The 14,046-nt window shown below is 69.3% G+C and carries 13 protein-coding genes; 5 read left to right on the top strand and 8 right to left on the bottom strand.

Annotated elements, in window-relative coordinates; genetic code table 11:
- Positions 1-9: 9 nt before the first annotated feature.
- From BJ998_RS15755 to BJ998_RS15745, 3 genes are read right to left on the bottom strand one after another with little or no spacing between them, the layout of a single operon-like run.
- Positions 10-936 (bottom strand): carbohydrate ABC transporter permease, encoded by a 927-nt coding sequence (locus tag BJ998_RS15755; protein ID WP_184862422.1) that lies wholly within the window; start codon positions 934-936, stop codon positions 10-12.
- The gene (locus BJ998_RS15750) at positions 933-1,898 is read right to left on the bottom strand and encodes a carbohydrate ABC transporter permease (protein ID WP_184862420.1); all 966 of its coding nucleotides are present in this window, start codon (positions 1,896-1,898) and stop codon (positions 933-935) included. The genes BJ998_RS15755 and BJ998_RS15750 overlap by 4 nt, the downstream gene beginning before the upstream one ends.
- 8 nt (positions 1,899-1,906) lie before the next feature.
- Positions 1,907-3,223 (bottom strand): ABC transporter substrate-binding protein, encoded by a 1,317-nt coding sequence (locus tag BJ998_RS15745; RefSeq protein WP_184862418.1) that lies wholly within the window; start codon positions 3,221-3,223, stop codon positions 1,907-1,909.
- A 228-nt stretch (positions 3,224-3,451) separates the two neighbouring features.
- Here BJ998_RS15745 and BJ998_RS15740 point away from each other — a divergent pair, with 228 nt between their 5' ends.
- The 4 genes from BJ998_RS15740 (at position 3,452) to BJ998_RS15725 (ending at position 8,982) form a co-directional block, all read left to right on the top strand.
- Positions 3,452-5,443 carry a beta-galactosidase gene (locus BJ998_RS15740; RefSeq protein ID WP_312890133.1) on the top strand — a complete coding sequence of 664 codons (1,992 nt, stop codon included), beginning with the start codon at positions 3,452-3,454 and terminating at the stop codon, positions 5,441-5,443.
- Position 5,444: 1 nt separating this feature from the next.
- Positions 5,445-6,251 (top strand): DeoR/GlpR family DNA-binding transcription regulator, encoded by an 807-nt coding sequence (locus BJ998_RS15735; protein ID WP_184862414.1) that lies wholly within the window; start codon positions 5,445-5,447, stop codon positions 6,249-6,251.
- Between the two features lie 20 nt (positions 6,252-6,271).
- The gene (galT, locus tag BJ998_RS15730; RefSeq protein ID WP_184868685.1) at positions 6,272-7,354 is read left to right on the top strand and encodes a galactose-1-phosphate uridylyltransferase; all 1,083 of its coding nucleotides are present in this window, start codon (positions 6,272-6,274) and stop codon (positions 7,352-7,354) included.
- 77 nt (positions 7,355-7,431) lie between these two features.
- Positions 7,432-8,982 carry a S1C family serine protease gene (locus BJ998_RS15725; protein ID WP_246488600.1) on the top strand — a complete coding sequence of 517 codons (1,551 nt, stop codon included), beginning with the start codon at positions 7,432-7,434 and terminating at the stop codon, positions 8,980-8,982.
- A gap of 115 nt (positions 8,983-9,097) precedes the next feature.
- On the opposite strand, the gene BJ998_RS15720 is transcribed toward BJ998_RS15725, so the two are convergent.
- The 5 genes from BJ998_RS15720 to BJ998_RS15700 are packed head-to-tail and all read right to left on the bottom strand — an operon-like array spanning position 9,098 to position 12,588.
- Positions 9,098-9,520 carry a hypothetical protein gene (locus tag BJ998_RS15720; RefSeq protein WP_184862412.1) on the bottom strand — a complete coding sequence of 141 codons (423 nt, stop codon included), beginning with the start codon at positions 9,518-9,520 and terminating at the stop codon, positions 9,098-9,100.
- Complete coding sequence (locus BJ998_RS15715; protein ID WP_246489249.1) at positions 9,517-10,620, bottom strand: molybdopterin-dependent oxidoreductase; 1,104 nt, start codon at positions 10,618-10,620, stop codon at positions 9,517-9,519. The genes BJ998_RS15720 and BJ998_RS15715 overlap by 4 nt, the downstream gene beginning before the upstream one ends.
- Positions 10,621-10,664: 44 nt before the next feature.
- A complete protein-coding gene (locus BJ998_RS15710) occupies positions 10,665-11,282 on the bottom strand; it encodes a class I SAM-dependent methyltransferase (protein ID WP_312890132.1) in 618 nt (205 codons plus the stop codon).
- Positions 11,279-11,941: a TIGR04282 family arsenosugar biosynthesis glycosyltransferase gene (locus BJ998_RS15705; RefSeq protein WP_184862408.1), complete on the bottom strand. Its 663-nt coding sequence runs from the start codon at positions 11,939-11,941 to the stop codon at positions 11,279-11,281. The genes BJ998_RS15710 and BJ998_RS15705 overlap by 4 nt, the downstream gene beginning before the upstream one ends.
- Complete coding sequence (locus BJ998_RS15700) at positions 11,938-12,588, bottom strand: glycosyltransferase family 2 protein (protein ID WP_184862406.1); 651 nt, start codon at positions 12,586-12,588, stop codon at positions 11,938-11,940. The genes BJ998_RS15705 and BJ998_RS15700 overlap by 4 nt, the downstream gene beginning before the upstream one ends.
- A 132-nt stretch (positions 12,589-12,720) precedes the next feature.
- Here BJ998_RS15700 and BJ998_RS15695 point away from each other — a divergent pair, with 132 nt between their 5' ends.
- Positions 12,721-14,043, top strand: coding sequence for a hypothetical protein (locus BJ998_RS15695; RefSeq protein WP_312890131.1), 1,323 nt, complete (start codon positions 12,721-12,723; stop codon positions 14,041-14,043).
- Positions 14,044-14,046: the final 3 nt, after the last annotated feature.

Below are 14,046 nucleotides of genomic sequence, written 5' to 3'. Positions count from 1 at the left end.
GGGAGCGGCTCAGCCCTTGTTGGCGCCGAGCGTGAGGCCGCTGACGAACTGCCGCTGCAGCGCCAGGTAGATGGCCAGGGTGGGGATCGCGGTGAGCAGCGCGCCGGCCGCGATCAGGTTCTGGTTGCTGAAGTACTGCCCCTGCAGGCTGGAGATGGCCGAGGTGATCGGCCGGTCCGCGCCGGTCTGGAACAGCACCAGGCCCCAGAAGAAGTCGTTGTAGATCCAGATGGTCAGCAGCGTGGCCAGCGCGGCGAAGGCGGGCCGGCACAGCGGCAGGATGATCTGCCAGAACTGCCGGAACACCGACGCGCCGTCGACCAGCGCCGCCTCGGTGAGCTCGTGCGGAATGGTCTTCATGTAGTTGCTGAGCACGAACGTGCAGAACCCGCTCTGGAACGCCACGTGGATCATGATCACGCCGAAGAACGAGTTGTACATCAGCCCGGAGCCGTTGGACAGCCAGTCCGGCAGCGGGATGAGCAGGTACATCCGGAACAGCGGCGTGATGATCACCTGCGGCGGCAGCAGGTTGCCCGCGGTGAACAGCATCAGCAGGAACAGGTTGACCTTGAAGTTGAACCGCGACACGAAGAACGCCACCGACGCGGAGAACAGCAGCGTCAGCAGCACGGCCGGGACGGTGATGATCACCGAGTTGAGGAAGTAGTGCGGCAGCCCCGCCTGCTCCCACGCGTTCTCGTAGTTCTCGAACGTCAGCGCGGTGGCCAGGGAGAAGTAGCCGTGCTGCGAGGTGTCCGCGAACGTGCGCAGCGACGTGTACACCGCCCACACCAGCGGCACCAGCCACACCAGCGCGGTCACGGTCAGGAACACGTGCAGCACGACGCGAGCGGGCCGGACCCGCTTGCGCCGCCGCACGGCGACCGGCCGGGAGGACTCCGCCGCGGCCGGGACTTCTGCGACGGCCGTCATGACTGCTGCTCCTTGCGGAAGGTCTGGAACACGTACGACAGGATCGGCGCCAGCGAGATCACCAGCAGCACCACGGCCAGCGCCGAGCCGTAGCCGACCAGGCTGGACTCGCCGAGGATGTTGTTGGCGATCAGGATGGACAGCAGCTCGAGGCCCGGTTTCGTGCCGTTGGTGCCGGCGACCACGTACACCAGGTCGAAGGCGCGCAGCGACTCGATGATCGTCACCACCAGGATGATGATGTTGATCGGCTTGAGCGCCGGGAACGTGACCCGCATGAACGTCTGCCACTCGCTCGCGCCGTCCAGCGCCGCCGCCTCACGCAGCGACGGGTCGGCGCCCTTCAACCCGGCCAGGTACAGGATCATGATGTACGCGGCCTGCTTCCAGCTGGCCGCGACCAGCACCGCCCACAGGTTCAGGTGCGAGTTGCCGAGCCACTCGATGTAGGTGCCGCCGGGCTTGTTGGTGCCCAGGATGCTGTTGACCAGACCGTTGTCCGGGTCGTAGATCGTCTGCCAGATGAACCCGGTCACCGCGGCCGAGATGACCACGGGCAGGAAGATCGCGGTCTGGTAGAAGCGGGTGAACCGGATGCTCTTGTCCAGCTGGTAGGCCAGGAACACGCCGAACGGCGTCGGCAGCAGCACGAAGAACACCAGCCAGATCACGTTGTGCTGGACGGCCGGCCAGAAGGTCGGCGACACCGTGAACATCGTGCTGTAGTTCTGGACGCCGATGAACTTGATCGTGGCCAGCCCGCCGATGCCGTCCCAGCGCGTGAACGACAGCAGCACGGACACCAGGGTCGGCACCCACACCAGCACGACGTGCAGCAGGGTGGGGATGCCGACCATCAGGCCAAGCACGATCTTGTCCCGACCGGTGAGCCGGCGCACGCGGCCGGAGCCGGGAACCCCGGCTCCGGCGACGTTCTCGGCCGCGTCGGTGATGACGGTCATGGCCTACCTCAGGACTGGAAGTACTGCGACTTCTGCGACTGGATCTGGGTGAGCAGCGAATCGGAGGTGTTCGGGTTCTGCACGAACTGCGCGAACGCCGGCTCGACGACGTTCTGGATGAAGCCCGGGTCGCTGTCCCGGTCGCCGAACTGCGACAGCTGCTTGGCGTCGGCCACGAACTGCACGGCCTTCTTCTGCAGCGTCCCGTACTTGCTGGTGTCCGCCTTGTCGTTGACCGCCAGGTTGGACGAGTCGATGGACAGGTAGGTGTTCTCCGCCTCCGCGCTGCCCAGGTACTCCAGCAGCTTCTTGGCGCCGTCCGGGTTCTTCGGGTTCTTCGACAGCAGGAAGCCGTCCATCGGCGCCTCGACGGCGTCGGTGCCGTACTGGGAATTGATCTCCGGGAAGGCGAAGAAGTCCAGGTCCTCGTAGTCGGCCTGGTTGGTGAAGGACTGGCCGACGAACATGCCGATGACCATCATGCCGCCGGTCTTGTTCACCAGCGCGGCCGACGCGTCCTCCCACTTCTTGCTGGAGGCGCCCGCCTGGTAGTAGGGCAGCATGCGCTTCCAGGAGTCCATCACGTCCTTGACCTTCTTGTCGGACCAGGACTCCTTGCCGTGCATCAGGTCCATGTGGAACTGGTAGCCGTTGGTGCGCATGTTCAGGTAGTCGAACGTGCCCAGCAGCATCCAGCTCTCGCCGCCGCCGAAGCCCTGCACGAACGGCGACAGGCCGTCACCCTGCATCTTCTTGGCCAGGTTGATGAAGTCGTCGAAGGTCTTCGGGACCGTGTAGCCCTTCTCCTGGAACAGGCTCTTCCGGTAGAACACGCCCCACGGGTAGTTGTAGATCGGCACGAAGTAGTAGTGCCCGTCCTGGGGGTTCTTCGACAGGTCCTTGACGGCCTGCGGGAAGTTGGCGCCGATCTTGTCCCAGACGTCGTCGATCGGGCTCAGCAGGTTCTTGTTGGCGAAGAACTGCATCCGGTACCCGGCGAACCAGGTGAACACGTCGTCCGGCGTGCCCTGCAGGTAGCTGTTGATGTTCTGCTGGAACGCCTGGTGGTCCTGCACGTTCGGCTTGGCCTTGAGGCCGCCGGACTGCTTGGCGAAGGCGTCGAGAACCGCCTGGTAGGCCTGCTTGGGCTTGGCGTCGGAGCCGTTCGAGCCGAACGTGACGGTGTTCGGGTCGGCGGCGGTCGAGCCGCCGGAGCCACAGGCGGCGAGGCCGGGCACGGCCGCGAGACCGGCACCCGCGAGCAGCACCTTGAGCACCGACCGCCGGTCGAGTGTGGGCAGTTGGCCTGGTCTTGGGCGCGCCATCGGGCCCCTCCCGTGTCGAGTATGAACCAACGGACTCAAACAAAGTTGCGCACAATGTTGTACCCGTCACAACAGATGTCAAGCCCCAGTTTCACCTGGTTGCTCCCTGTAGAGCAGTCGGAACGGTCCGCTCAGGCGGCAATGGCGGGTGATGGGGATAACAGTTATCAAGTCGTAGCCTGTTTGAGTGTGTTGACGTTTGGTGGGTGTGTAGTCCACGCTTCTGCCGTGACCGGATGGCCGACCGGACTGCAGGGACCTGGCTGGGGTGGTGACTACAACCCCGAGCAGTGGCCCGAGCACGTCTGGACGCAGGACGTGGAGCTGATGAAGCGGGCCGGGGTGAACCTGGTCAGCGTCGGCATCTTCGCCTGGGCCCGGATCGAGGTCGCCGACAACCGGTTCGACTTCGGCTGGCTGGACCAGATCCTCGACCAGCTGCACGAGGGCGGCATCCGGGTGTGCCTGGCCAATGCCACCGCGTCCCCGCCGCCCTGGCTGACCAGCGCGAACCCGGACATGCTGCCGGTGCGCGCCGACGGCGTGCGGCTGTCGCACGGCTCGCGCCAGGCGTACTGCCCGACCTCGCCGGTGTACCGCGACCGGGCGATCGCGCTGACCGAGAAGATCGCGCTGCGCTACGGGGAGCACCCGGCGCTGGCCGCCTGGCACGTCAACAACGAGTACGGCTGCCACGTGTCGCGCTGCTACTGCGACCGGTGCGCCGAGGTGTTCCGCGACTGGCTGCGCGCCCGCTACGACCTGGCCGGCCTGAACCGGGCCTGGGGCACCGACTTCTGGAGCCAGCACTACTCGTCGTGGGAGCAGGTGCTGCCGCCGCGGGTGACGCCGACGTTCCAGAATCCCGGGCAGGTGTTGGACTTTGCTCGGTTCTGCTCCGATGCGCTGCTCGACCTGTTCTGTGCTGAGCGGGACGTGCTCTCCGACGTCACGCCGGACGTGCCGGTCACCACGAACTTCATGGCCAACTGGACGTTCAAGGCGCTCAACTACTGGCACTGGGCCGCCGAGGTCGACTTCGTCTCCAACGACCACTACACGCGGGCCGAGGACCCCGAGCGGCACATCGAGCTCGCGCTGTCCGCGGACCTCGTGCGCGGGCTGTCCCGCGGCGAGCCGTGGCTGCTGATGGAGCACTCCACCTCGGCGGTGAACTGGCAGCCGCGCAACTTCGCCAAGCTGGCCGGCGAGTTGCGCCGCAACTCGTTCTCGCACCTGGCCCGCGGCGCCGACGGCACGCTGTTCTTCCAGTGGCGGCAGTCCCGGGCCGGCGCCGAGCGCTTCCACTCCGCGATGCTGCCGCACGCCGGCGAGGACACGAAGGTGTTCCGCGAGGTCACCCAGGTGGGCGAGGAGTACCAGCGGCTGTCCGAGCTCCTCGGGTCCACTGTGGACGCGCAGGTGGCGCTCGTCTACGACTTCGAGTCGGCGTGGGCGGCCGAGCAGCCGGCCCACCCGACCTCCGACTTCGACTACTACGGCACGGTGCTCGGCGTGTATCGGGCGCTGTGGCGGGTTGGCGTCACTGTCGACGTTGTGCCACCGTCGGCCGACCTGTCCGGCTACCGTCTGGTCGTGGCGCCGTCGCTGTACCAGGTGACCGACAACGAAGCCCGCTGGCTGGAGGACTACGTCCGCGCCGGCGGTCATGCCGTGGTGACGTGGTTCTCCGGCATCGCCGACGAGAACTCCCGCGTCCGGCTCGGTGGCTACCCGGGCGCGTTCCGTGAGCTGCTCGGCGTAAGGGTGGAGGAGTTCTTCCCGCTGCCGGTCGGCGACAACGTGAAGCTGACCGGCGGGCTGTCGGCGACGACCTGGTCGGAACTGCTGCACCCCAACGGCTGCGAGGTCATTTCCTCCTATGTGGACGGTGACCTGCGAGGCGTGCCGGCCGTGACCCGGAACGTTTTCGGCGACGGTGTCGCGTGGTACCTGGCGACCACGCTCGACCCCGACAGCGCGGTCACGATGTTCGCCGACGTCCTCGCGGGGGCCGGCGTCGAGCCGGTCACGACTGCCCCGTCCGGGGTGGAAGTCGTGCGGCGACGCGGGGAACGGATATCCTGGCTGGTGGCGATCAACCACACCGGCACGGACGTGGTCCTGCCGGTGGAAGGCGTGGAACTGATCTCCGGTGTCGAAACGTCCGGCGGTCTGCCGGTCCCGGCGGGCGGGGTCGCCGTGGTCCGGGAGGTGTGAGGTGCTCGCACGGCAGCGGCAGGCGGTGATCCTGGAGGAGATCCGGCGGATCGGCGCCGTCAAGGTCAGCGACCTGGTGGTCCGGCTCGGGGTCTCGGACATGACCGTCCGGCGCGACCTCGACGTGCTGGCCGGCAGGGGACTGCTGGAAAAGGTTTACGGCGGCGCGACCACCGTCGGCGGCCGCAGCACCGACGAGCCCGGCTTCGAGGCCAAGTCGGTGCGGCAGCTGCCGGAGAAGGAGGCGATCGCGCGGCTGGCCGCCGACCTGGTCCGGCCGGGCACCGCGATCGGCCTGTCCGCCGGCACCACCACCTGGACGATGGCCCGCTTCCTCGACGACGTGCCGGACCTGACCGTCGTCACCAACTCCATCCGCGTCGCCGACGTGCTCCAGCAGCGCGGCCGCACCGACCGGACCGTGGTGCTGACCGGCGGCGTGCGCACGCCGTCGGACGCGCTGGTCGGGCCGGTCGCCGTGCAGGCGCTGCGCTCGCTGCACCTGGACGTGGTCTTCCTCGGCGTGCACGGCATGGCCCCGCGCGCCGGCTTCACCACCCCGAACCTGAACGAGAGCGAGACCAACCGCGCGCTGGTGGACGCCGCCGGCCGGGTGGTCGTCGTCGCCGACAGCACCAAGTGGGGCACCGTCGGCATCTCCACCATCGCCGATCTCGACGAGGCCGACGTGTTAGTCAGCGACAGCGGTCTGTCCGAGCAGGCGCGGCAGGTGTTGGGCGAGAGCGTGGGCGAGCTTCGGCTGGCCGAGCAGGTGAAGCAGGCACAGGAACAGGGAGTCGGTGCGTGACCGAGGCATCCACCAGCAGCATCCGGCGCACGTCAAGGAGGTTGGCGGACGGCCGCGAGATCATCTACTTCGACGACACCCCGGGCGCGCCCGAGCGTGTCGCCGTCGACACCCGTGACCTGCCCGAGCAGGCGCCGCACAGCGAGGTCCGCCGTGACCCGCTGACCGGCGAGTGGGTCGGCATCGCGGCGCACCGGCAGACCCGCACCTACAAGCCGCCGGCCGACCTGTGCCCGCTGTGCCCCACCTCGCCGGGCCGGCCGACCGAGGTGCCCGAGTCCAGCTACGACGTGGTGGTGTTCGAGAACCGGTTCCCGTCGTTCGCGGAGTCGGTGCCGGACGTCCCGTCCACTGTGGACGGCATGCCGATGGTGGCGCGCGGGCCGGGCCGGGGTCGCTGCGAGGTCGTCTGCTTCACCTCCGACCACAACAGCTCCTTCGGCGCGCTGACCCCGCGCCGGGTGCGCACGGTGGTGGACGTGTGGGCCGACCGCACCGAGGCGTTCGCCAAGCTGCCCGGCGTCGAGCAGGTCTTCCCGTTCGAGAACCGCGGCGAGGAGATCGGCGTCACCCTGAGCCACCCGCACGGGCAGATCTACGGCTACCCGTTCGTCACGCCGAAGACCTCGCGCATGCTGGAGGTCGCCGGGGAGTACCTTGCGGCGCATGGCACTCACGTGCTCGGTGACGTGCTGGCCGCCGAGCGGGCCGCCGGGGCTCGGGTCGTCGCGTCGTCCGACCACTGGACGGCCTTCGTGCCCTCGGCCGCCCGCTGGCCGGTCGAGGTGCACGTGGTGCCGCACCGCCAGGTGCCCGATCTGCCCGCGTTGTCCGAAGTGGAGCGTGACGACTTCGCGGTGCTGTACCTGGAGGTGCTGCGACGGCTGGACGGCCTGTACAACCGGCCGCTGCCCTACATCGCCGCCTGGCACCAGGCGCCGGTGCGCACCGGGCGGGACCTGGCCTGGCTGCACCTGGAAGTGTTCTCGGTGCTGCGCACCGCGGACAAGCTCAAGTACCTGGCCGGGTCGGAGTCGGGCATGGCCGTGTGGATCAACGACACCGCGCCGGAACAGGTGGCCGAGCGGCTGCGGGCCATTTGATCTTGGGGTTTCGATCCTCACAACACCCCAAGGCTCATCTCAGGCAGCTCTCAGGCTGACCCGGCACAGTTACTGCCATGACGGAGAACATCCCGGGTGCCGCTGGGCCCACGCCCGAGCGGCCCGAACAGCCCGCTGAGCAGGCGACCCAGCACGACTCGGCGGCCCAACACGAGGCGACCCCGCCGGTGGCCGCCCAGCCGACCGGCCACCCGGGCGCGCCCGAGTGGAGCCCGTGGGCTCCGCAGGGCCAGGAGCGACCCGCGCAGGAGCAGGGCCTGCCGGGTCAGGAACCGCCGACCGGGCAGCCGTGGCAGCAGGGTGCCGCGCAGCAGCCCGTCGGCGGCCCCCAACAGACGGCTGCCTTCGCGCAGCCGGGTTACGCTCAGATGCCGCCCGGCGCGAACCCGTACAACCTGACGGCCGAGCAGCCGCACGGGGTGTACACCACGCCGCGCAAGCCCACCCGCACCAAGCTGGTGGTCGGCGTCGCCGTGCTGGCGCTGCTCGTCGGCGGCGGCGCCGGCGCGCTCGGCGGCTACCTGGCCGCCTCGAACGGCGCCGGCAGCTACAACTCGGTGTTCGCCGCGCCGCCGGCGGCCAACGCGTCCAACGTGACGCCGGGGTCGGTGACGGACGTGGCCAACAAGGTGCTGCCGACCGTCGTCGAGATCAAGACGCAGGAGGGCGAGGGCTCCGGCTTCATCGTCTCCTCCGACGGGCAGATCATCACCAACAACCACGTGATCGCCTCCGCCGCCGGCGGCGGCCAGATCGAGGTCGACTTCCAGAACGGCAAGACGGCGTCGGCGAAGATCATCGGCCGGGACCCGACGACGGACGTGGCCGTGATCAAGGCCCAGAACGTCTCCGGGCTGCCGACCGCCACCCTCGGCACGTCCAACAACCTGCAGATCGGCCAGCAGGTGGTGGCCATCGGCTCGCCGTTCGACCTGGCCGGCACCGTGACCACCGGCATCGTGTCCTCGATGCACCGGCCGGTCAACGTCGGCGACGAGTTGAACCAGGGCCAGGGACCGGGCCAGGGCCAGGGCGGCGGTGGGTTCGGCGGCTTCCCCGGCTTCGGCGGCGGCCAGCAGCAACAGCAGCAGGGCCCGCAGGTGCGACAGGACACCGTGCTGGACGCCATCCAGACCGACGCCGCCATCAACCCCGGCAACTCCGGCGGCCCGCTGGTGAACATGCAGGGCCAGGTGATCGGCATGAACTCGGCGATCTCCAGCCCCAACTCCAGCGCGCAGAGCCAGGGCGGCTCGGTCGGCATCGGCTTCGCCATCCCGATCGACCAGGCCAAGCGGACCGCGCAGCAGATCATCCAGACCGGCAAGGCCACCCAGGCCCAGCTCGGCGTCAGCGTCACCGACCCGACCAACGGCCAGGGCGGCGCGGTGATCAGCGACATCGTCGCCGGCGGGGCCGCCGACAAGGCCGGCATCAAGAAGAACGACGTGGTCACCAAGATCAACGACCGGGTGATCACCGACTCGGACAGCCTCGTCGCCGCCGTGCACGCCCAGGCGCCGGGCGACACCGTGACGATCACGCTGTCCAACGGTTCCAGCGTCAAGGCCACCCTGACCGGGAAGACCATCGACGTGCAGAACTGAGCACAGACCTGGACGGGCCGGCCCCCATTCGGGGTGGGGTCGCCCGTCCGGACCGCCCCCGACCCCCCGCCCTCGGGTCGGGCCAACGGGACCAGACGCCTCGCCGGCCTCCCCCTCACCGGCTTGGCATCTGGTCCCGTTGTATTCGCCGGTTCCACCGGGTCCGCAGCAGCCCCGCCAGCAGCACGACCGCCCACAGCACAGCGAGCGTGATCAGCGTGCCGGTGACGTAGTCCCGGTCGTGCAGCCCCGGCTTCGGCGGGAAGCCGTACGGCCGCCAGATCTCCGTGACGGCCAGGTAGGCGATGACCGCGGTGGCCGCGATGCCGAAGTGCAGTGGCCAGCGCCAGGCGGTGCTGGTGAACCGGGCCACGGCCAGGCTGAGCAGGCCGGCGATCGGCAGCACGATGGCGTCGTCGAGCAGCGGCGGGCCGATGAACCACTGGTAGATGTCCTTGGCCATCGGATACGCCATCCACCCGCCCCAGACCAGCGCCGCCAGCCCGAGCAGGCTCAGGATCGCCCGCGTGGTCCTCACGTGATCACCTCCAGCCGGCGAACCCACTTGGTCTGCAGCACACCGGGCCGGCTCGGGGCGATGATCCGGCACGGGTAGCCGTGATCGAGGTCGAGCACCTTGCCCTCCAGCCTCAATGCCAACAGCGTCAACGGATCCGAGGTGTGGGTGCCGGGCAACGTGGTCGAGTTGTACAGCCCGCCCTTCTCCAGCGAGCTGACCCGGATCGACGCCCCTGCCGGCGCCCCGACCGCTGCGAGCAGGTCCATCACCGGCACACCGGTCCAGGTGGCGGTCTGACTCCAGCCCTCGACACACGCGATCGGCAGCTCAGCGGTGGTCTGCCGCATCGACTGGAGCTGTTCGCGGGAGAACGTCGAGGTGCCGTTGGGGCCGACGACCTCCAGCCGCCAGCTCGAATCGACCGTGTTCACGTTGGCCTCCTTGGCGGTGCGGTTCACCGGCAGCCCCTGCAGGCCGCCGTTGGACCGCTCCGACAGGGCGGACACGTTGCGCAGGAACGGAATCGTGCTGCCGCCGAACACCAGCACGGCGACGCCGCTGGTCAGCCACGTCGTGCGCAGGAACGCCCGGCGGCTCACGTCGATCTCGCGTTTGCCCAGCGATTCCCGGATCAGCGGCAGCTTCACCGCGATGTGCACCAGCAGCGAGCCGAACGCGATCCACGCGACCGCATAGTGCGCCGTGGTGAAGAAGAAGCTCCACGGGTAGTTCTGCGCCGCGTTGAACGTGCCGGAGGCCAGTTCGAAGAACGCCGCGCCGGCCAGCACCAGAATGGAGATCCGCTCCAGCGCGTGCAGCACCGACTTCACCGCCGGCCGTTCGAACAGCTTCGGGTAGACCGTCCACAGCTTGGCGATGAGCAACGGAATCGCCGCCACGCCGGAGATGACGTGCGCCCCCTGCGTGATCCGGTACAGGTTGACCGGCCGGCTCGGCCAGGAGAACCAACTCGCCGGGTGCTGGATGAAGTGGCTGATCACGCCCGTGACGAAGCAGACCGTGAAGGCGATGCCCAGCCAGGTTCCGATGCGTGAGGTGACCCGCGGATCGTGCACCAGGCTCTTGAACCTCAGCAGCCCGAACGCCTTGTCCTGCAGCCGGCTCACGGTCTCCCGGAGGCTTTTCACACCGCGCCGCCGCATCAGTGCCGCTGGAGCTCGGCGAACCACCGGCCGCCCCTTTCCGTCAACCATCGAATCTCCAAGCCGGCCTCGCCGGCTGTGCGCTCCAACCCGTCCGGGCCGAGCCGGGCCCAGTCGAACCAGCCGCCGCTGCTGTCCACGCTGGACAGTCGAACCTGCTGGCGGCGCAGGCCGGTGCCGGGCGGATCGAGTTCGGCCAGCACACTGCCGTCGGGCCGGAGTAGCTCGTGGGCCCTGCGTAGCAACGCGACCGGGTCGCCGCCGATGCCGATGTTGCCGTCGGCCAACAGAACATGCCGCCAGCGGCCTTCGCCGGGGATGCGTTCGAACACGTCCCGGCACAGCGCGGGCGCGCCGCGGGCCTGGGTCAGCTCGACGGCGATCGGCGAGACGTCCACGCCGAGCGCGATCACGCCGCGCCGCGTCAGCGCCTCGACCAGCCGACCCGGCCCACAGCCGACGTCCAGCGTCGGCCCGAGACACGCGGCCAGCAGCGGCTCGTCCGTGCTGTCCAGCTCCTGCCACCTGGTCACCGGCAGCATCACTCGCTCCCCGTTCGCGCACTCCAGCCAGCAGTGCTCGCCGAGCAGCCCGGGATCGAACTCGGTGGTGGTCACGAGACGGGCTGCCTCACCACACTGACCGCGGCCGCGAACCTGCTGCGCGGCAACAACGCCGCCACCCTTCTCGCGTCCTCGATCGTGTCCACGTCGGACAAGACCGGCAGCGGCGAGACCTGCAGATCCAGGTCGTGCAACGCGTCCAGGGTTCGGCTCCCGGTGTCCGGCTGCGACATCGGGACACGGCGCAGGGCCATGGCGTGCAACGGATCCTTCAGACCGAGCGCCCACCAGCCGCCGTCCTCGGCGAGGCCGAGCGCGGCGTCGCCGGCGAGCGTGCTGACGACCGCCGAGCCGAGCAGCCAGGGCGTCACCTGCGGCGTGTCCATGCCGATCTGCACCACCGGCAGGTCGGCGACGTCGTGATGCGCGTTCGCAAGTCGTTCGGCGAAGTCGTTGCCGCGCTGGGGAATCACGTCGAACCAACGCAACATCCGGCGCAGCTCGGCGGACCGCGCCGCCTTCTCGAGGTCGCCGGTCATCGCGACGACTCGCCGGACGCGCGGCACCGACAACACGGCATCCAGCGTGTCCAGCAACGACGCGGCGGCCACCTCGGCGGCCTGCTCCGGCGTCGCGGCCGGAGTCAGCCGGGTCTTGGCCAGACCCGACACCGGGGCCTTCGCCACCACCAGCACGCAGGCACGATCGGTCATCGGAGCACCCCCGCCATGTCGTGCACGGCCCGCAGAGTCCCGCGCACCGAACCGGAAACCTTGGACTTCGTGCCGGCGGTCCGCGGCCGGTACGTGACGTCCGACTCGACGACCCGCCAGTTCGCCTCGGCGGCACGGATGAGCAGTTCGAGCGGATAGCCGAAGGCCCGGTCCTCGACCTGGAGAGCCAGCAGTCGCTCGCGGCGGACGGCCCGCATCGGCGCGATGTCCCTCACCTTGAGTCCCCGTTTCCGCATCAGCGCGGCGAGAATTCGGTTGCCCAGACGGGCATGCCACGGCCAACTGCCACGTCCCTGCGGAATTCGCCGTCCCACGGCCATATCCGCGCCGCCTTGCACTGTGCGCACGAGCGCCGGCAACTGCCGGGGGTTCAACGACCCGTCGGCGTCCAGGAAGCAGACGATGTCGGCGGTCGCGTGCTCCAAGCCGGTGTGCACGGCGGCGCCATAACCGCGCCGCGATTCACGCACGACCATTGCGCCGTGCGCCGCGGCGACTTCCGGCGAGCCGTCCGACGATCCGTTGTCGACGACGATCGCGCGATATCCCGGTGGCAGCGCGGTCAGCACGGCCGGCAGCGCCAATGCCTCGTCCAGGCACGGCAGCACCACATCGACGGTATCCACCCGGCCGAAGTTAGGACCGCGCCGGAACCGGCAGAACCCTTTGCCTGCTTACCGAAAGCTGACGGCTCGAAAAGTCTTACGGAGTTCTTGCGAACCACGGGTTCGGCCAGCGTGGCCGCTACCGTGTCCTCCGTGGCCCAACGCACCGGCTTGCGCCTTGATCTCGTCGTGGGCGGCGCGGCACTGGTGTTCGTGGGCATCGCCACGGCGGTCGGACTCGCCGTGCCGAACGTTTTCGCGGCAGCGCCCCCGCTGTTCGCGCAATGGATGCCGCACGTCGGCATCGGCACCCCGCTCGCGATTCTCGTCGCCGTCGTGGTGATCGCCTGGCGGCCGCCGCTGCGATTCGCCTATCCGCTCGCGGTCGCCTGGACCTTCTCGCTGGCGTTGATCGACGGCTGGCAGCGCGGCATCGCCGACCGGCTCACCTCCAGGGACGAGTACCTGCACGAGGTGCCCGGCGTGCACGACATCGCGGCGATGCTCCGGTCGTTCAGCGGCCGGATCCTCGACTTCCAGCCCGACTCGTGGACCACGCACGTCGCCGGACACCCACCGGGCGCGCTGCTGATCTTCGTGTGGCTGGACCGGCTCGGCCTCGGCGGCGGCGCGTGGGCCGGCGTGTTCGTGATCCTCATCGGCAGCCTCACCGCCTTCGCCGTGCCGTGGACGATCCGATCCCTCGGCAACACCGAGCTGGCGTCGACGGTGGTGCCGTGGCCGTGGCCGTGGCGCCGTGCCGATCCCGCCTCGACGACTCGCTCCGTCAGCACCGGCGAGCTGGCTTCCGCCGTCGTGCCGTTCTCGGTGTTGCTGCCGGGAGCCGTCTGGATGGGCGTCTCCGCCGACGGCTTGTTCGCAGGCGTCACAGCGCTGGCCGTCGCGCTGCTGGTGCAGCGGCACTGGATCGCCTGGGTCGCCGGCGGGCTGCTGCTCGGCTACTCGGTGTTCCTCTCCTACGGGCTGCTGCTGTTCGGTCTGGTCGCGCTGGCGGCCCTGGTCATGAGCCGACGCTGGGTCGCACTGGGAGTGGCCGTTGTCGCGGCACTCGCAGTCATGGCCGCCTTCGCTGCGTCCGGGTTCTGGTGGTTCGACGGCTACCACCTGGTGGTCGAGCGCTACTACCAGGGCATCGGCGCCCTGCGGCCGTACTCCTACTGGGTATGGGCGGACCTGGCCGCCCTGGTGCTCGCGGCCGGCCCGGCGGCCATCGCCGGGCTGCGGCGGCTGCCGGGATCGCCGTTGTTGCTGCTGACCGGCGCCGCCGTGCTGGCGATCCTGCTGGCCGACGTCACCGGGTTGAGCAAGGCGGAAGTGGAACGCATCTGGCTACCGTTCACGGTGTGGCTGGTGCCGGCGGCGGCGCTGCTGCCGGCGTCGACCCGCCGGTGGTGGCTGGCGGCGCAGGCGCTGACCGCGCTCGCGGTCAACCATCTGGTGCTGACGAACTGGTGAGGA

The sequence above is a fragment of the Kutzneria kofuensis genome, from assembly GCF_014203355.1.
Classification (GTDB): Bacteria; Actinomycetota; Actinomycetes; order Mycobacteriales; family Pseudonocardiaceae; genus Kutzneria; species Kutzneria kofuensis.
Note: the sequence above shows the minus strand (reverse complement) of the source record. Positions and strands in the feature narration are given on the sequence as shown.